This is a genomic window from Vibrio sp. QJM3NY_27, from assembly GCF_057785955.1.
This window is the reverse complement of record NZ_CM173512.1, coordinates 193,956-210,773: the sequence shown is the minus strand read 5'-3', so window position 1 is coordinate 210,773 and position 16,818 is coordinate 193,956. Positions and strand designations below refer to the sequence as shown.

Here is a 16,818-nt window from a genome sequence, read left to right as displayed (position 1 = left end):
TTCATCATTAATCGAGTTATAACTTGTCGACAGAAACGGTTTTACCTTTACCTAGCCACTTACGCCAAGGGAGTGACAATGTCACAAAAATAGTCACGGCATAGAGCATCGACCAGCTTAAACAGATAAACACTAAAGTACAGATGACCAATGAGAGCATGGCGGTGTATCTAGATGCGCCAGTCAGTAATCGGCAAGCCGCTAACATTGCAAGCAGATAAACCAGAACGAAAATACCGTTGGCGAGTTTAAGAAAGAATTCGAGATCGAGATTAGACAACTCACCAATCACACAAGAGATAAGCGCGACAAAGCCAATTGCTAAGGTTGGGTAAAGTGGTACGCCACGGCTATTGAGTTGAGCCATTCTACTCGTAGGAGTGTGTTGGCGAGCCTGAGCCCAAATCATACGAGACAAGCTTTGTGTGTAAAGGTTTAGGCTAGCAAAACAAGCAAAGAAACCAAGCACACTGATGACGGTTTTGAAGCCATTACCAAACAGTTGTTCTGTTACCCACGGGATGGATGCAGCATCAAATTCAGGTGAACCATAAGCGCCTAGCTTGATAATAACCACCGAGCAAGCCCAGTACACTATGCCCGCAACGAAACACCCTGCAATGATTGCGATGGGAAAGTCACGCTGTGGATTTTTAAATTCTTCTCCCATGTGAGCAAAGGCTTCTATCCCGACAAAGCACCAAAACATCACCGCTAAGGCTGCGCCAATCGACCACATCGAATCAGACGTCATGGTCGGAACTGCGATGTCCGCTGCAGTGATGTCGGCTTTCCAAACAAAGGCGCTAACCAAGGCAAAAATCGACAAGGCGATCACCGTTTGTAAGCGGCCAGAAGACTTACTGCCCATCAAATTGACAGCAATAAGCAGAGCGACGGTAAAGGACTGAGCGCCAAGTGGTGTGTCGAGTGGCGCTGGCAATAGTTGTTGTGCAAAACCTCCAGCCAATGCAATGGCAGCCGGAATACCGACAGGAATAACACTCACAAACAACCAAGCCACGCTGGTTTCTAATCGCTCACTGAACGCCTTGCGAACAAAATAGGCCGTGCCACCTGCATTGGGGTAGCGTTTTCCTAATGCGGCAAAGGTTAGTGCAATCGGGCAAATAGCGATAAACAGGATTAACCACGCGAGCAGTGACAACTGTCCTGCAATGCCTGCTGCGATCGCAGGGATCATAAATAATCCAGTGCCTAGCAAGGTAGTCGAGAGTTGTCCGATTCCTGAAATAAGCGTGATTTCTTGTTTGAGTTGTGTCATTCGCTCTCCTAGCTATTGGCTTATCATATCGGCCTTATTGTGCCTGTCTTCTGATGTATGGGTGATGCTATGAATGAGAGCATACATTGTCGACATCAATAATACAGCTAGCGAAACGTCTTAAGACACCGTCAATTTAACGGTTTTAACTTGATTAAGCGTGAAAGTGTCGGCTGTCATAATGGCTGTTATAAGTAGGAAAGTTGTGTCAAATTAGGCGTTATAAATAGAACAATAAATGGAAAGAATCAGAAGCATGGATAAATTTGATCGCCAAATTTTGGATATTCTCAAAACCAATGCACGATGCTCAGTGAGCGATATCGCCCGAGATGTCAGTCTCTCGCGTTCGGCGGTGAATGCCAGAATCAAGAAACTGGAAAGCGACAAAGTGATTACGGGTTATTGTGCTCAAGTGGCAGAGCCCAATCAAACGAAGAATGTGTGCGCTTACATCTTGTTGAAGTTCGACATGTCGAGCAGCGACCATAGTTGTGAGTCTTACGCGACACGAATCCAGAGTATTGATGAGGTGCAATGGTGCCACTCTATTAGCGGTGAGACTGACATGATGCTTTATGTTGAAGTTGAAAGCATGGACCGTTTGAATCAAATCCGCGATCGGCTGCAAAGCTATCCAGAGCTTCGACACCTCATGACTCATACTGTCTTGACGGAGTTTTTTAACAAACAGAATGCGACGGTGCATTCATGTTAGGCAATATCAACTTAAACCTACTGCGCTCTCTGCATGTGCTTCTTGAAGAGTGTCATGTCAGTCGAACAGCTCAGCGTTTGCACATCACGCAGTCGGCGGTGAGCCGTCAACTGGCTCAGCTTAGAGATCTATGTGGTGATCCTTTGCTGGTTCGTGATGGTAACAAACTGGTTCCGACTAACCGTGCTTTGTTGCTCAAAGGTAAACTCGATGACTTGCTTGGAGAGTTCGACCACCTTTTAGACGATAAACCCTTTGAACCGAAAGACTGGCAGGGTGAACTGGTATTGTCTTCGAGTGACTATGTGGCTCAGTATATTCTTCCTGTTATTGTTGCAGAGGTGTCCGCCGAAGCCCCGAACATTAATTTGGCTTTCCGCTTGTGGCAGCCAAACTACCTTGAAGCTCTGAACGAGTCGGGTATTCATTTGGCTTCCAGTATGTTTCCCACAAAGCCAGAACATGTATCAAGCATTAAGCTTGGTGAAGATAAATCGGTGTGTTTGATGCGCAAGTCGCACCCATTAGCCCACCAATCGGCTTTGAGTGCAGAAGATATTGTTCACTATTCTCACATCAAAGTGACGGGTGGCGGAGATAAAGACAGCTACGCGGACATAGCATTGAAGAAGCAAGGGCTGAAGCGAAGAGTGGCTTTGCAGGTCCCGTTCTTTTCATCCGCTGGCACTGTGCTAATGCAAGACGACTACTTGATGATCGTGCCAGAACATATCGCTTACAACCTAGGTCGACACCTCGATACTACCTACTTTTCGTTGCCATTTGATACGGAAATGCATACCTATTGGTTAATGTGGCACCCTAAATATGACAACGACTCTGCCCACAAATGGGCGCGAGAAAAAGCATTCCAAGCCATGCAAAAGTCGAGTTACAATATCAGTATGACTTGAAATCATAAGTATGATGATAATCTTTGATTTCAAATAATACCTCCTGCGGATTATGGTAAGTGCCAAGTATTGAGTATTAAGCGTAGAGCGTTCAGCTGGAACGCTTTATTTATTAGGAATGGAATGATGACAGTAACAATTTGGTTTTCTTTATTAGCGATTTGCTTGTTGGGGGCAATGTCTCCGGGCCCAAGTTTGGCGATGATCGCTAAACACAGTTTGGCTGGTGGCCGTATGAACGGGCTTATCGCAGCTTGGTCACACGCTGCTGGCATCGGTATTTATGCGTTCGCAACCATTGTTGGTTTAGCTGTTGTGCTTGAGCAATCCCCAATGTTGTTTAAAGGTATTAGCTTAGCGGGTGCTGCTTATCTGCTTTATCTCGGCGTAAATGCGTTGCGTTCGAAAGGTGGTGTTGCTGCGAAATTAGAAGCGGGTGAAAAGATGAGTTACATGCAGTCTGCTCGTGAGGCTTTCTTGATCTCTATCTTGAGCCCAAAGATCGCATTGTTCTTCATCGCTCTGTTCAGCCAATTTGTCGCATTGGGTAATGAGCTGACCAATCAGGTTATCATTGTCTCAACGCCACTGATTGTCGACGGCCTTTGGTACACCTTTATCACCTTGGTACTGTCTAGCCCGTTGATTGTTGAACGTATTCGCTCGAAAGCTCAGTTGATTGATCGACTATCTGGCGTGGTGTTGATCTTGCTTGCTGTTCGTGTGGTGTGGACGATATAGCAGTCGCTCATACTAAGACAAGATCCTATATACATAAAAAAGGCTCACTAGACGTTATCTAGTGAGCCTTTTTGAGTTCTATGGATTGGTTTCGAAAGGCTTGAGCTTATTAGCCTTCAGAGTTCAGCACGGCATCTAACTTCGCCATCGAGTCTGAGAAGTAGGGGTTATAGGTCAAACGCGCATGGTTCTTCCCTTCTTCACGATATCCCCATGCTGAGTACCAAACTTCACTTGTCGCGTTACACTCGGCTTCAAAGCCTTCAGCCTGACCATTAGAACAGATCTTCTCGCTACCATTGATCCCGTAGTACGGGTTGCTTGGCGAGAACAATAACCCCATGTGAGAGCCGTTCGAGATACGTTGCTCTGGAATCTTCATGCTGTATTGAACCGCGCGAGGATCGTCGAGTGTGGTCTCTCCTTGCCAAACCAACACATTGTTTGGGTTTGGCATAGACTCAGTAAACGCTTGTTGCACGAAGCTGGTGTCAATGACACTGTCGCCTTCACTCATCATAATAAACACCGGCTTATCGAAGTGTTTATCTTGTAAGTCTTCGCGAACCACTTCCGATGTCTCGTAGTAAACCGAGGCGCCATTCATTGGTAGTGAGTTGTAGCGAAGCACATTGTCTTCAGGATCTTGATCGGCCCACGTAACGAAGTAACTTGCTAGCCCTGCATATTGAACCGCAGACGAACTCGGTTGGAACGCAGGAGAGAACAGCAGTAACCCAGAGATCTTAGGGTCGTTCATCGCCTGTGAAGTCACGAGATTCGCGCCTGTTGAATAACCGCCAAGCCACACAGAATCATATTCTTGCTCTAGCAACTTAGTGTGGTGAGCCACCACGCCCTGCCAATCTTCTAAGTTTGGCTGCATTAAGTCGCCAACACGGCTGCCGTGACCCGGAAGCAATACGGTTCTCACTAAGTAACCTTGCTCAGCCAAATGGGTAGCGATGTCTTTAAACGAATAGGGTGAATCGCCTAATCCATGGACCAATAACACTGCCTTGCCGTTAGGTTTGGTAGGTTTGTATTCAGTCGGGGAGTTCAGTTGAATCTCAAGCTGCTTGTCTTTTGTCATGAACACGCGGTTTTTCAGCAGCCAATCTTGGGTCTCATTGACGTAGGCGTCAAAGCTGTCTTGCTGATAGCCAGGCAAGTCTGGAGACGTTTCGTAAGCGGGTATAGTTGTCTCGTTGGAACAACCAACGAGACTTAAAGTCGTTAAGGACAGCAGTGCTAGGAGGGGCTTTCTTTGCATTATGTAATCTTGTCTCTGTTGTGCTTTCACTATATCTGAAACTAAAGTTTAGGTTACTTTTTGCTTGAAAGGTCTTCGTATTCACCTTCAATAACACCGGCATCATTGGTTGATGACTGACGCGTGTTCATATGAGCTGCGAAACCTTGTTTCTTCATTTGATTCTGAATGCGCTTGCCAGTAATTAAAGCTGCAATAGCTAAAGGAATAGCAAGGATCAAGCTTGTGAATAACGCCAAAAGGCCAGTAAACAATGCAACAATCGTAACTAATATATTTTTCATATTCATTCCTCTTTTTCTATGTTGTTACTTTATCGCTTCTATTCTGAACGAAACATGAACGCCGTTAAATAATCTCTGAGAGTCACTATGACACGGATGTGTGCTGTTAGGGAGTTTATATGTAGTCATAATCACGCACCAAAAATATGGAATAAAACTAAGTTTAATAAAATCAATAGGTTAAAAGTTGGCACGCTTGATGCTGTATAGGGTTTGGAATACGTCACTGTAAGCAAAGTACTTACAGTTAATAAAAATTACTGGAGCCCTTATATGTTCTGTATTCAATGTGAACAAACAATTCAAACCCCAACCGTAAAAGGCTGTTCTTTCGCACAAGGTATGTGTGGTAAAACTTCGGAAGTATCCGACCTTCAAGACGTGTTGGTGCATTCTCTTCAAGGTGTTTCTTTTTGGGCCAATTTAGGCCGTGCGTGTGATGTTATTGATACTGAAATCGACGAGTGGGCGCCAAAAGCGTTTTTCGCAACACTGACCAACGTTAACTTCGACCCTGCTCGTATCATCGAATTTGCACAGCAATCTCACGAATTCAAACAGCGTTTAGAGCAACAAGTTCGCGCAGCAGCGACTTTGATTGGCTTTGAAATCCCAGCACTTTCGGCTGCTGCGCAATTCGATCTTCCAACCGATTCTTCAGAGCTATTGGCACTTGCACCACAAGCCGCGGTTAACCGTGGTTACGATTCTCAACATGAAGATGTGATTGGCCTTCGTCTTCTTTGCCTATACGGTCTAAAAGGCGCTGCAGCTTACATGGAGCACGCACGTGTTCTTGGTCAAACTGACAATGCCATCTTTGCTGAATACCATGAAATCATGGCTTTCCTAGGTACGGATCCATCAGACCTAAAACAACTACTAGATACGTCTATGCAGATTGGCTTAATGAACTACAAAGTCATGGAAATGCTGGATAAAGGCGAGACAGATACATTTGGTCACCCTCAACCAACAACCGTGAATGTGAAGACGAAGAAAGGTCACTGTATCCTTGTTTCTGGTCACGACCTGCATGATCTAGAAAAGATCCTTCAACAAACGGAAGGCAAGGGCATTAATGTTTATACCAACGGTGAGATGCTACCTGCACACGGTTACCCTGAACTGAACAAGTACCCACACCTTGCGGGTAACTACGGTAGCGCTTGGCAGAACCAGCAAAAAGAATTCGCTAACTTCCCTGGCGCAATTGTAATGACATCTAACTGCCTGCTTAACCCTGATGTAGGTTCTTACGCAGACCGTCTATTTACACGTAGCATCGTAGGTTGGCCAGGTGTTGATCACCTTGAAGGCGATGATTTCAGCGCAGTAATTGATTGTGCACTGGCGCAAGAAGGCTTCAAACACGACGAGATCGAGCAGATGATCACTGTTGGCTTCGGTCGTAACGCACTGATGGAAGCGGCACCTGCGGTTGTTGAGCAAGTGAAAGAAGGCAACATCAAACACTTCTTCCTAGTCGGTGGTTGTGACGGTGACAAATCTGAGCGTAGCTACTACACAGACTTCACAGCTCAAGCGCCAGAAGATTCAGTAATCCTGACTCTTGCATGTGGTAAATTCCGTTTCAATAAGAACCAATTTGGTGACATTAACGGTATCCCACGTCTGTTAGATGTTGGCCAATGCAACGATGCTTACTCTGCTATTCAGCTTGCTATCGCACTGTCTCAAGAGTTTGATTGTGGCATCAACGAACTTCCGTTAACGCTGGTTCTATCTTGGTTCGAGCAAAAAGCGATCGTTATCCTGCTTACTCTGTTCGCTCTAGGTGTGAAAGGTATTTACACAGGCCCAACATCACCTGCGTTCCTAACTGAGAACCTACTTAAGATTATGCAAGACGAGTTCGATATGCGTTCTATCTCAACGCCAGAACAAGATCTTAAAACAATCTTAGCGGCTTAATTTAAGCCCACTCCTAAGCCCCTTTGTTGCTGTTCTTTTAGAGTTGGTAACGTCGGGGCTTTTTAGATTTTAATCTTTAGTCATCAGCAAGGTGTGTGAACTATGTATGCATGGTCGGATAGCGATTCAATCAATTTAGTGTGTTTAAAGAAATGGCACGAGACGCCAGATACGGTCAGCTTTGAGCTTGGCAGTATTCCACAAGACCTACATTTCAACTTTAAGCCCGGCCAGTTCATTACGCTGGGTTTGGATATGCCGACAAAAACCGATTATCGCGCATACTCTGTAGCCTCTTGCCCTGAAGACAACCGCATAAAGCTGACAGTAAAGCGTGTAGAAGGTGGTTTGGTTTCTAACTTCATTGTCGATGAGCTTGATGAAGGTGATGAGGTTGTTGTTTTAAAACCGGCTGGTGGCTTTAACTGCATTGATTGCATGCCTACTACTAGCAAAAAAGTGACATTAGTCAGTGCGGGCTGTGGGATCACGCCGGTCATGGCGATGGTGAAATATTGGTTATCTCAAGATAGCGAGATGGAAATAGATTTCGTTCATATGGCACGTAATAAGCTCGAGACAATCTACTTTCAAGAACTTCATCAGCTCGACGAAACACACGCTAATTTCAACCTAAAATTGTTGCTGAAAGATAATGAAGGAACAACCGCGCCTCAAGGCCGATTGGATAAGAATTGGTTGGTGAAACTGAGCCCTGATATCTTAGACAGAACCGTTTATCTTTGTGGCCCAGTTGGGTTTATGCAAGACATAGAAAGTTACCTGAAAGAACTAGAGTTCAATATGGATAACTTTTATCAAGAGAGTTTCACGCCCGCTGCTCAAAGCAATAATTCATTAGCCAATAGCGCCTCAGAAGAACCACAACCAGAAGCATCTGCGGATTCAAATGGTGCTGTTAAGGTGTTTGTTCCTGCATTTGGTAAAGAAGTGGAAGCTGATGTGGGCACCCCGTTAGCTGATTCACTAGAAAAAGCAGGGGTTCCAATTATTATCGCTTGTCGTAGTGGGATTTGTGGTTCGTGTAAGTGCAAAGTGACCAAAGGATCTGTGGAATCAAGCAGCCAAGAAACATTGACGCCAGAACAGATTGAACAGGGCTACGTGCTCGCATGTTCAAGTTCGATTCAGTCAGATGTTGAGGTGGAGTTATAACAGACGCGAAGCTGTGCAAGAGTGATGAAGACAAGGTCTTGTCATAGCGATAAAAGTTAGAGCGCTAGATGTAAAAAGGCCACCTAGATCAGTTAGAGAGAGCAGATCTAAGTGGCAACCCTCTTGTTTATACGGGGGAGCAAAACAAAAGGGGTTGCGAAGCCCATACAGACTTCACAGATATAGTTATTATGTTGTGGAGCTTGTCGCGATGGACGTATCTACAAGAGCGAAGTTTATTAAACTTCTGGGTATGTCTTGTAGCGTACACCCATCATCTGTTCCATACAGTGAACAACTTGGCAGCTGTAGCCAAACTCGTTATCGTACCAAATGTACAGCACGGCACGGTTGTCTTGTGCGATAGTCGCCACACCGTCAACCACGCCTGGGTGACGAGAGCCAACCAAGTCCGTAGATACAATCTCAGTCGAGTCGGTGTAATCAATCTGTGCAGATAAAGTCGAAGATAGCGCCATTTCACGCAGGTACTCGTTCAACTCTTCTTTGTTTGTGCCTTTCTCAAGGTTTAGGTTCGCAACTGCCATTGAAACGTTTGGCGTAGGTACGCGAATCGCATTGCCTGTTAGCTTACCTTCCATCTCTGGCATCGCTTTTGATACTGCTTTAGCAGCGCCAGTCGATGTCAAAACCATGTTCAGTGACGCAGCACGGCCACGACGATCACCCGAGTGGAAGTTATCGATTAGGTTTTGATCATTGGTAAATGAGTGCACCGTTTCGATGTGACCAGAAAGCACGCCAAACTTGTCGTGAACCGCTTTCAATACTGGCGTGATTGCGTTAGTAGTACAGCTTGCTGCAGAGATGATGGTGTCTTCTGGCTGAATAACATTTTCATTTACACCAAATACCACGTTCTTAATATCGCCTTTACCTGGCGCAGTCAGTAGCACTTTCTTCGCACCGTTACAAGCAACGTGTTGGCTCAGGCCTTCCGCGTCACGCCATACGCCTGTGTTATCAACCACAAGTGCGTTTTCAATACCGTAAGTCGTGTAATCCACTTCGTCTGGTTTGTTTGCGTAGATAACTTGGATGAAGTTGCCGTTAACGATGATCGCTTTGCGTTCTTGGTCTACAACAATGCTGCCGTTGAATTGGCCGTGTACAGAGTCACGACGAAGCAGGCTTGCACGTTTTTCTAGGTCGCCATCTTTGCCGCCACGTACAACGATTGCACGTAAACGCAGTGGGTAACCCGGGCCACTTTTCTCGATCAACAGACGAGTGAGCAGTCGGCCAATACGACCAAAACCGTACAATACAACGTCACGAGGTTCTGTCATCGCATCGCCTTCAAGCGATTCAATGAGTGCAGTTTGTAGGAAATCATCCAACCCGTGTGTGTCTTCGCGATCTTGCCAAAATGAATGCGCAAGGCGACCAACATCAATACGACATGGAGACAAGTCCATAGAGAGAAGGTGTTGAATGATAGGTTGAGTCTGTTCTGCTGTAAGAGGAGAACCAGTGTAACGTTTTGCGATACGGTGAGCTTTGATGATGTCGATAGTTGTCGCGTTAACTAAGGTCTTACCAAAGAGGATAACTTCTACGCCTTTTTGACGGTATAACTGACCTAAAGTTGGAGCGATGGATTCAGCAATGGTTTGACTAGTTTGCCAATCTAGGAGGTGCTTTTCGGGACTCATCTTTACTCGGGACCTTTCACGTTAAGTTTCTGCATTCATGGCGGTTGTAGGGAAGCCAATCAGCATAGGGGATTTGAGGCATCAGGCTGTGGTCTTTATTGCCACTTAAATGTGCTGACATGCCTTGTGTGTAACTTGTAATTTTTATGTGGCAGGATTGTAAGGTACGACGGGTTATTCTGCTAGGAAAAATAAATACAGACAAAATATCTTTAAATTGGCTTGATATTAGCCATAAATCAAGATTTGAACGTCGATAAAGACTATTGACTTTAACAATCTGTAGCACTTAATTTTCGCCAAAAAATACTCAAATCAAAATATTATATGTAATAAAAGTCATAGTGTTCATTAAAGGTGTGATCGTGAGCTCAAGTTACACGTAAACAGTAAACGACAAATAAGGTGATCAATGCGTTTTCTTCTTCGACCTTTGAATTCGCCGAATTCGAGTGCGAAAAGTGCATGACGCAAACGATTGGATCTCACAAATTTCACTTAACTTCGGTGTTTGTTGGTTTATTGAGTCATTACTCCCAACCTTGTGGAGCCGAGAAGCGTGGCCGTTTGCTTATTATGCGAGTGATAATAACTGGATAAAGCTTGCTTCGTTAAACTTCACTTGTTCATACCTCGTTTGTAAACAGCTCTCTCATCTATACTCCTCCTGTTTAAACATTTTGTGTTTAGACCTCGCGTGTTTACAGCACAACTGCTTAAAGCATATTTGTTTTGAGTCTATCTGTTTAGTTAAAGCCCCCCCTTTAAAGCCTAAACATGGAGGTAAGTTGATCATAATTTACCGTTCTGGGCTCAGAGTATCGTTTGTTCATATCCAATTTGATCAATAAGTCCTGTTAATGTCCTATTCTTAACTTGGGCTAGGTAAAATTACTTTCGGGAAGGGAGTCGTTATAAAAATGATAAACATGTCAATTAGATGGCGTCTTATATTTCTTTCCACGGTTTCTGTATTCATCATGTTTGGTTTTACAGTCAATGAAGTGCTCAAGAACGATAAGAAGATGAATCACCTTGAAACAACTCGTATTAAGGTTGAAGCGCTTCAATCTTTTAATACCGTTTCAAGCGATGCTTATCGATGGTTGGTTCTGTCTAATGACTCTCCAGAGAAAGAGCTGCTGCTTTTAAAGCTGCAAGCTGATTTAGCTAGACTGGCTCAGTACGATAAACAGCTTCGACAGTTCGATAGCAATTGGACTGTTGAACCGCAGTTGGTTGAGCTTAAGAGTGTGTTAGCGAAACTCGCTCGCGTAACCTCCAGTATGAACAACGACGCATCACAAATTACGGACAACAACACGCAACTGACAGAGCATGCCTTTGACTTGCTAAAAGGCGTGTTAATGGAGCTATCTGAATATCGCATTATCATCGTGGACGAAAAGATCAGTCAAGCTGACGCGATGTTTATCAATCTTACTCACTACGTGTTCTGGACTCAGCGAGAAGCGTGGTTGAGCTACCGCTTGTATCGTTCTCCAGAGCTGATAGATCAATATTTATTGAGTTATGTTGGTGCTTTAGAAAGGCAGCAGCAGTTATTAGATACGTTTTTCCGATCAGGAAGCCGTTCGCCTGAAATTAGAAAGCTATTAAGTGCGTTTTCTAAAGATGAATTTCAAAACCGTTTTACAGCTCGAATCCTCAAAGGTGACTTCTCGTCGCCTGAAATATATGAACATGTGGAAGGTTTAGAACGAAAGAAGTTAGCGATTTCAAAGGCTGTGGGTGCTTACACGAAGCAATTACAGTTTGATCTGACCAAAAATATAGCGCTGCAAAAAAGGCAAACCTTGGTTATGACATTGCTTATTCTTGTCGTTTCAGGTGTGTTGTTGTGGCTTGGTGTAGCGACATCTCTTCGCTTAAATAGAAACCTATCGATTATTTTGAAAGGGGTGTCTGAATGCGCGGATAGCTACGGCAAGCCCAAGGTCATTCATATTCAAGGTAACGATGAACTTGCCGAGTTCACTGAAACTTTGAATCGAGTGATGGAGCGTAACTATCAACATAACAAAGAGTTAGTAGAAGCAAAAGAAGATGCAATTTCGGCTAATAAGGCGAAGAGCGCATTTTTAGCCAATATGTCCCATGAGATACGTACACCACTCAACGGGATTATTGGGATGGCTGAAATTTTATCTCAAAGCCAACTGAGCGCGAATCAACAAGAAGTGTTAGGAGATATCGAATCGTCTTCTCACTCATTACTGGTTCTGCTTAATGACATTCTTGACCTGTCCAAAATCGAGTCGGGCAACTTAATGCTATCGCCACACAATGCTGATCTGAGAGAGGCGGTTTACGACTCAGTAAGTGTGATTTTATCCAAAGCGATAAGTAAGGATATCGAACTCGACATCAATATCGATTCCCAAACTCCACCGCAGCTGTTTTTCGATGAGTACCGTGTAAGGCAGGTGCTGACCAATTTGCTGTCTAACGCCATCAAATTTACGTCAAAGGGCACGATTACGACGGATATCGCATACACACCTATGTCTTTGGGTAGAGGCAAGCTTGAATGCAGTGTGTCTGATACCGGGATTGGGATTGAGCCTGAGAAGTTAGAGTCCATATTTGAACCTTTCACTCAAGAAGATGGCAGTATTACTCGCCAATTCGGTGGGACAGGGTTAGGGCTTGCGATTTGTCGACAGCTTGTTGATTTAATGGGTGGTTACATAACCGCACGTTCAGTGAAAGGAGAGGGCTCAACGTTCACTTTTTGTTTGTATGTCGACACTGTCGAAACTCATCTTCAAACCTTCGACAACCTAAACCGTGCGACTATTATCTCGAATTCTTTCAATTACCTCGATCAACTGGTCAAAGAGTGTGAACGCTTAAATGTTCGACCTAATGTTGTGTCATCCATTTCGGATCTTGATGAAAACCTGAAAGAAAGTGACTTCATACTTTATTGTCATACGTTGCATCACTCCATGGATAAAGATCTTGCGACGCTGAAGGCGTTATACCCTTTGGCTCGCGTTATCGTGTGTCAGCATCATCTCTTTAAAACCAATCTAATCACAGAAACGGTTCACTCAACTCATACATTGCCATTCTTGGGTCGACGATTCTTAAACAGCTTACAATCGCTCGATATCGGTGAAGAACAAGCGCCGACGGTGGAAGTAAAAGATGAAGAGGTTCGTTCTCTGAACCGACGTATTCTGATTGTTGAAGACAACCTAATGAATCAGAAGATAGCGAGCTTCTTCCTTGAGCAAGCGGGCTATGAATATTTGATTGCCAGTAATGGCCAAGAAGCGGTGGATGTCATCACTCAAGGCGCTCAGTTTGATGCCATCTTAATGGACTGCATGATGCCGGTTATGGATGGTATAACGGCGACCCGTGCGATTCGACAATGGGAGATTGATCAGCAAGCTGCGCCATTACCCATCATTGCTTTAACCGCTAGTGTGCTGGAAGAAGACATCAAAGATTGCTTTGAAGCGGGCATGAATGCCTACTTGCCGAAACCTTATAAATCCCACCAACTGTATGACCTTTTCAGTAGCCTTGATATTGTCTAACTAGCTCATTATCAAGGCTAGCACTGTACGATTTAGCGAACTTCTAATCCAAGGTTGTATTGCGCAAGGCAGCGACCGACATAACTAATCTTTAGTAATGCAGCCACTAAGATCGTGCTGATGTGTGCGACAATTTGAATTGGCAGTGAGAAGTGATCGGCCATCGGATAAGCAACAATAATACTGAGTAGCATAAGCAAGGCGGTGGTTGCTAGACTGAAGTTTGAAACAGAAAGTAGCGTTTGAAAGCGTTGAGTCATCGTCTTCATATTGAATTCCTAATTGCTATTAATAATTATGATACTCGTTATCAATAGCAATTAGCGTTCCAGTTTTATTTTAATCATTAAATCAATTGGTTAAAGTGTTCTGCTAATTGTTTGTGTCATAATGACTCAAATAATTATCAAGTCTTTATGACTCCATTGAGTGGTTACCACTGTCTAAATCCGCAAGTATCGATGTGGAATCGAACACCAGAATACAAACCCAGCCCAACGTTATTTTTTTGCCCAAATTCAGCATGAATCTTTTTAAGTTTCACGTGTAGATCTTCGCGAGTAATATCATTCGCAGGAACTAAGTCTAAGGCGCAGAATTCCAAGTGTTTACTTCGCAGTGCGCCGCCAGCTTGTTGATTGTAAATATTGGTTCGCTCTCCGGACACAGGGATAACAACGCCAATTTCAGGCTCAATATATTGTTGTATGTACTTAAGGGTATTGATCATGTTTGGCACATGTTTCTTATTGGGAAGGGTAAACAGGGTCGTATTGCTCATTGCCCAATCCGTGCCTTGCAACAAGACTAAATGCAGAGGCATGCTCTGAGTGATACCGTTGTCTTTGAGTTGTTGACCGATCGCTTTGACTTGATCTTGGGCGTGGTTAAGGAGCATCCAACCTCGAAATGCTGATCGGGTCGGAACTTTGTAGCCATGAACATCGACCACGAGATCGTCATAAGTGATTTCGGTTTCTTCGGTATAAAGTTTCTCAAACTTTTCAGGGTAAGGTTGTGTCGTTGATAACGCTAAGGTAATCAGAATACTTGCGTACATAGGTCACTCCGTTGCTTACGTTCACCTAGTTAGTTTTACAGTTGCTCAGTTTTACGTTCGCTTAAGTATAGACGTTAGAATTTGGGCATAAAAAAACCCACTACTAAGAGTGGGTTACTAACATTGTTGCAAGTAAATTCGCTAGGTTAGATTACTTCTTACCTTGAGTTTGCTTGTCTTCTTCTGTTAGTTCACGAATGCGGCGGCTGATGTCGCGACGAGCTTTAGAGATCTCTGCACTCTTGATGATGTGATCATCAACGCGGTCTTCGTAGTCAGCTTTCATGTTTTTGATAATGCCTAGGATCTCGTCGTGAGTCATCTCTGGCTTGATGTAATCAAGTAGGTTATCAAGAAGGTCGACACGCTTGCGGTTGTCGCGAACTTTCTTTTCGTTGTCTAAAAGTTCACGCTTAAGTTTGTTCTTACGTCGTGCTTGGTTAACAATTTCAAATACGCTGCTCATAGATTCCTTTTCCTAATCGTCAAATACGTTGTCTGGTTCTGATTAAAGCACATCAGTTAGTGTTGTAACAGTCTTTAGATCAAAGCAAAAGTAAGGTTGTATAATTATTCGGCACTCTCGCTAAAGTGCGATTGTTTTTATCTAACTGTTCAAGTTAGTATCCAGTATAGACACTGCATTGATACGAAATGTGAAATGAATCAACAACAACTGGAAACAGAAGATTTAGGCGGCGATGTTACTGAACCTTCGGCAGAGCAAAACAAGCTTCGTGATGCGTATGTACAAGAACGTACTTATTTGGAAGTCGTGGAAATAGAGCTAAATCGTTCTAAGATCATAATGATTGATGAACAAGGCAGAAAGAAACGAGTACCGATTTTGTCTGAGCATTAGCCATTACTGGCTGCATTGTTAAATGTTGAGATGGAATTATCAAAATAATAAAAAGGAAAAACGATGAACACAGTACTTTCCCCAATTGAAGCGAGAATTATCGGTTGCTTGATCGAGAAAGAAGTCACTACCCCGGATCATTACCCGTTAACGTTAAACAGCTTAACGACTGCATGTAACCAAAAGAGTAACCGAGAACCAGTTCTCTCTCTGTCTGAGTCGGACGTTTTAGATGCGGTTGATGGTTTGATAGCTCGCCGCATGGTGAGTGATGAGAGCAGCTTCAATAGCCGTGTTAATAAGTATCAGCATCGTTTCTGTAATACTGAATTTGGGGATTTGCAATTTACAGAGCAAGAGCGCGCAATCATCTGCTGTATGCTGCTTCGTGGGGCGCAAACGCCTGGCGAACTGCGCACTCGTACTGGTCGTCTTGCTAATTTTAGTGATGTGAAAGAGGTTGAAGCGACACTCGATAAATTAGCCGTAAGAGAAGCGGGCGCTTTAGTCGTGAAGTTACCACGTGAAGCGGGTAAGCGCGAATCACGCTACCAGCACTTATTGAGTGGTGAAGTGGATGTTGAAGCGTTTGCGACGGCATCGGTAAGTGCGGCTGCACCCTCTGCGACAAGCGAAAAGTTTGAAGAGCTTGAATCAGAAGTAGCAAGCCTACGTGAAGAAGTGGCAGAGCTTAAGGCTCTGGTTGAATCACTGCTTTAGATGTCTGAGTCTGATAAAAATGCGGATTGGGTCGTGTACTTAATCCGCAATCGTCACAATGCCCTTTATTGTGGCGTGACGAATAATTTAGAACGTCGATTTGAACAACATCAAACCGGTAAAGGCGCCAAAGCTTTAAAAGGTAAAGGCCCGCTTAAGCTAGTTTGGAGTTTTGGTGTTGGGTCAAAAAGTGAGGCGTTGAAAACCGAATACGCGATCAAACAACTACCAAAATCTCGCAAAGAAAAACTGGTATCACTTAAACTGATTATTGAGTGGCAACAAGGCAGAATTCAATATATCGAAGTCTCATAATTCATAGCCAAAATGTTTGTTATTGATTAAATCTTAATAATGTAAACCTTACGCTGAATTATTCTAAGTTGTTGATTATATGTATTAATTAACTTTCGTCTTGAGAGCCTTATTTCATCATCTAGCTTGTTATTACTAATCTCCATTCCAAATTAACATATCGCTCATTTAGAATGCCGTTCTAATTATTATGAGGCGCTATCATTTATCACCGTTGTCCTACATAATATCTTTTAGCCATACAAAGAGATGGTGTCATGCTAGGTTAAAAAATGAGCCAAAGTAGC

16 protein-coding genes are annotated in these 16,818 nt (G+C 43.8%); 9 read left to right on the top strand and 7 right to left on the bottom strand.

The features are described from left to right. Positions 1 to 16: 16 nt before the first annotated feature. The gene (gene yjeH / locus AC3CIA_RS16835) at positions 17 to 1,285 is read right to left on the bottom strand and encodes an L-methionine/branched-chain amino acid transporter (RefSeq protein WP_065205869.1); all 1,269 of its coding nucleotides are present in this window, start codon (positions 1,283 to 1,285) and stop codon (positions 17 to 19) included. Positions 1,286 to 1,541: 256 nt separating this feature from the next. Between yjeH and AC3CIA_RS16830 the strand changes: the two genes are divergently transcribed. From AC3CIA_RS16830 to AC3CIA_RS16820, 3 genes are all read left to right on the top strand, one after another. Then, positions 1,542 to 2,003 carry an Lrp/AsnC family transcriptional regulator gene (locus tag AC3CIA_RS16830; RefSeq protein WP_017082486.1) on the top strand — a complete coding sequence of 154 codons (462 nt, stop codon included), beginning with the start codon at positions 1,542 to 1,544 and terminating at the stop codon, positions 2,001 to 2,003. Then, positions 1,997 to 2,917, top strand: coding sequence for a LysR family transcriptional regulator (locus AC3CIA_RS16825; RefSeq protein WP_488519313.1), 921 nt, complete (start codon positions 1,997 to 1,999; stop codon positions 2,915 to 2,917). The genes AC3CIA_RS16830 and AC3CIA_RS16825 overlap by 7 nt, the downstream gene beginning before the upstream one ends. Before the next feature lie 126 nt (positions 2,918 to 3,043). Beyond that, positions 3,044 to 3,658 (top strand): LysE family translocator, encoded by a 615-nt coding sequence (locus AC3CIA_RS16820; protein WP_017061779.1) that lies wholly within the window; start codon positions 3,044 to 3,046, stop codon positions 3,656 to 3,658. A 109-nt stretch (positions 3,659 to 3,767) separates the two neighbouring features. Here AC3CIA_RS16820 and AC3CIA_RS16815 read toward each other — a convergent pair whose 3' ends face one another. Both AC3CIA_RS16815 and AC3CIA_RS16810 read right to left on the bottom strand, forming a co-directional pair. Beyond that, on the bottom strand, positions 3,768 to 4,931 hold the full coding sequence (locus tag AC3CIA_RS16815; protein ID WP_488519312.1) for an alpha/beta hydrolase: 1,164 nt from the start codon (positions 4,929 to 4,931) through the stop codon (positions 3,768 to 3,770). A gap of 53 nt (positions 4,932 to 4,984) precedes the next feature. Further along, positions 4,985 to 5,215: a hypothetical protein gene (locus AC3CIA_RS16810; protein WP_017061777.1), complete on the bottom strand. Its 231-nt coding sequence runs from the start codon at positions 5,213 to 5,215 to the stop codon at positions 4,985 to 4,987. A 273-nt stretch (positions 5,216 to 5,488) separates the two neighbouring features. Here AC3CIA_RS16810 and hcp point away from each other — a divergent pair, with 273 nt between their 5' ends. After that, on the top strand, positions 5,489 to 7,150 hold the full coding sequence (gene hcp, locus AC3CIA_RS16805; RefSeq protein ID WP_488519311.1) for a hydroxylamine reductase: 1,662 nt from the start codon (positions 5,489 to 5,491) through the stop codon (positions 7,148 to 7,150). A 102-nt stretch (positions 7,151 to 7,252) separates the two neighbouring features. After that, a complete protein-coding gene (locus AC3CIA_RS16800; protein WP_488519310.1) occupies positions 7,253 to 8,326 on the top strand; it encodes an FAD-binding oxidoreductase in 1,074 nt (357 codons plus the stop codon). A gap of 239 nt (positions 8,327 to 8,565) precedes the next feature. On the opposite strand, the gene AC3CIA_RS16795 is transcribed toward AC3CIA_RS16800, so the two are convergent. Next, positions 8,566 to 10,002: a glyceraldehyde-3-phosphate dehydrogenase gene (locus AC3CIA_RS16795; protein WP_019823413.1), complete on the bottom strand. Its 1,437-nt coding sequence runs from the start codon at positions 10,000 to 10,002 to the stop codon at positions 8,566 to 8,568. Positions 10,003 to 10,982: 980 nt separating this feature from the next. Here AC3CIA_RS16795 and AC3CIA_RS16790 point away from each other — a divergent pair. Beyond that, a complete protein-coding gene (locus AC3CIA_RS16790; RefSeq protein WP_488519661.1) occupies positions 10,983 to 13,574 on the top strand; it encodes an ATP-binding protein in 2,592 nt (863 codons plus the stop codon). Positions 13,575 to 13,606: 32 nt separating this feature from the next. Here the strand turns inward: AC3CIA_RS16790 and AC3CIA_RS16785 are convergent, their stop codons facing one another. From AC3CIA_RS16785 to AC3CIA_RS16775, 3 genes are all read right to left on the bottom strand, one after another. Then, the gene (locus AC3CIA_RS16785) at positions 13,607 to 13,843 is read right to left on the bottom strand and encodes a hypothetical protein (protein ID WP_004730045.1); all 237 of its coding nucleotides are present in this window, start codon (positions 13,841 to 13,843) and stop codon (positions 13,607 to 13,609) included. A 164-nt stretch (positions 13,844 to 14,007) separates the two neighbouring features. Further along, entirely contained in the window at positions 14,008 to 14,634 is a 627-nt protein-coding gene (locus tag AC3CIA_RS16780; protein WP_065205875.1) for a D-Ala-D-Ala carboxypeptidase family metallohydrolase, read from the bottom strand. A gap of 151 nt (positions 14,635 to 14,785) precedes the next feature. After that, positions 14,786 to 15,100, bottom strand: coding sequence for a DUF496 family protein (locus tag AC3CIA_RS16775; RefSeq protein WP_004730049.1), 315 nt, complete (start codon positions 15,098 to 15,100; stop codon positions 14,786 to 14,788). A 195-nt stretch (positions 15,101 to 15,295) separates the two neighbouring features. Here AC3CIA_RS16775 and AC3CIA_RS16770 point away from each other — a divergent pair, with 195 nt between their 5' ends. The 3 genes from AC3CIA_RS16770 to AC3CIA_RS16760 all read left to right on the top strand — a co-directional run bounded on the left by AC3CIA_RS16770 (position 15,296) and on the right by AC3CIA_RS16760 (position 16,531). After that, positions 15,296 to 15,496, top strand: coding sequence for a hypothetical protein (locus AC3CIA_RS16770; RefSeq protein ID WP_054547120.1), 201 nt, complete (start codon positions 15,296 to 15,298; stop codon positions 15,494 to 15,496). 63 nt (positions 15,497 to 15,559) lie between these two features. Beyond that, entirely contained in the window at positions 15,560 to 16,216 is a 657-nt protein-coding gene (locus tag AC3CIA_RS16765; protein ID WP_054547119.1) for a YceH family protein, read from the top strand. Beyond that, on the top strand, positions 16,217 to 16,531 hold the full coding sequence (locus AC3CIA_RS16760; protein ID WP_065205876.1) for a GIY-YIG nuclease family protein: 315 nt from the start codon (positions 16,217 to 16,219) through the stop codon (positions 16,529 to 16,531). The last annotated feature ends 287 nt before the right edge of the window (positions 16,532 to 16,818 follow it).

Excerpts from the sequence above, each read along its gene's own strand:
- yjeH (WP_065205869.1), bottom strand. The coding sequence starts at position 1,285 with ATGACACAACTCAAACAAGAAATCACGCTTATTTCAGGAATCGGACAA.
- AC3CIA_RS16830 (WP_017082486.1), top strand. The coding sequence starts at position 1,542 with ATGGATAAATTTGATCGCCAAATTTTGGATATTCTCAAAACCAATGCA.
- AC3CIA_RS16825 (WP_488519313.1), top strand. The coding sequence starts at position 1,997 with ATGTTAGGCAATATCAACTTAAACCTACTGCGCTCTCTGCATGTGCTT.
- AC3CIA_RS16820 (WP_017061779.1), top strand. The coding sequence starts at position 3,044 with ATGACAGTAACAATTTGGTTTTCTTTATTAGCGATTTGCTTGTTGGGG.
- AC3CIA_RS16815 (WP_488519312.1), bottom strand. The coding sequence starts at position 4,931 with ATGCAAAGAAAGCCCCTCCTAGCACTGCTGTCCTTAACGACTTTAAGT.
- AC3CIA_RS16810 (WP_017061777.1), bottom strand. The coding sequence starts at position 5,215 with ATGAAAAATATATTAGTTACGATTGTTGCATTGTTTACTGGCCTTTTG.
- hcp (WP_488519311.1), top strand. The coding sequence starts at position 5,489 with ATGTTCTGTATTCAATGTGAACAAACAATTCAAACCCCAACCGTAAAA.
- AC3CIA_RS16800 (WP_488519310.1), top strand. The coding sequence starts at position 7,253 with ATGTATGCATGGTCGGATAGCGATTCAATCAATTTAGTGTGTTTAAAG.
- AC3CIA_RS16795 (WP_019823413.1), bottom strand. The coding sequence starts at position 10,002 with ATGAGTCCCGAAAAGCACCTCCTAGATTGGCAAACTAGTCAAACCATT.
- AC3CIA_RS16790 (WP_488519661.1), top strand. The coding sequence starts at position 10,983 with ATGTTTGGTTTTACAGTCAATGAAGTGCTCAAGAACGATAAGAAGATG.
- AC3CIA_RS16785 (WP_004730045.1), bottom strand. The coding sequence starts at position 13,843 with ATGAAGACGATGACTCAACGCTTTCAAACGCTACTTTCTGTTTCAAAC.
- AC3CIA_RS16780 (WP_065205875.1), bottom strand. The coding sequence starts at position 14,634 with ATGTACGCAAGTATTCTGATTACCTTAGCGTTATCAACGACACAACCT.
- AC3CIA_RS16775 (WP_004730049.1), bottom strand. The coding sequence starts at position 15,100 with ATGAGCAGCGTATTTGAAATTGTTAACCAAGCACGACGTAAGAACAAA.
- AC3CIA_RS16770 (WP_054547120.1), top strand. The coding sequence starts at position 15,296 with ATGAATCAACAACAACTGGAAACAGAAGATTTAGGCGGCGATGTTACT.
- AC3CIA_RS16765 (WP_054547119.1), top strand. The coding sequence starts at position 15,560 with ATGAACACAGTACTTTCCCCAATTGAAGCGAGAATTATCGGTTGCTTG.
- AC3CIA_RS16760 (WP_065205876.1), top strand. The coding sequence starts at position 16,217 with ATGTCTGAGTCTGATAAAAATGCGGATTGGGTCGTGTACTTAATCCGC.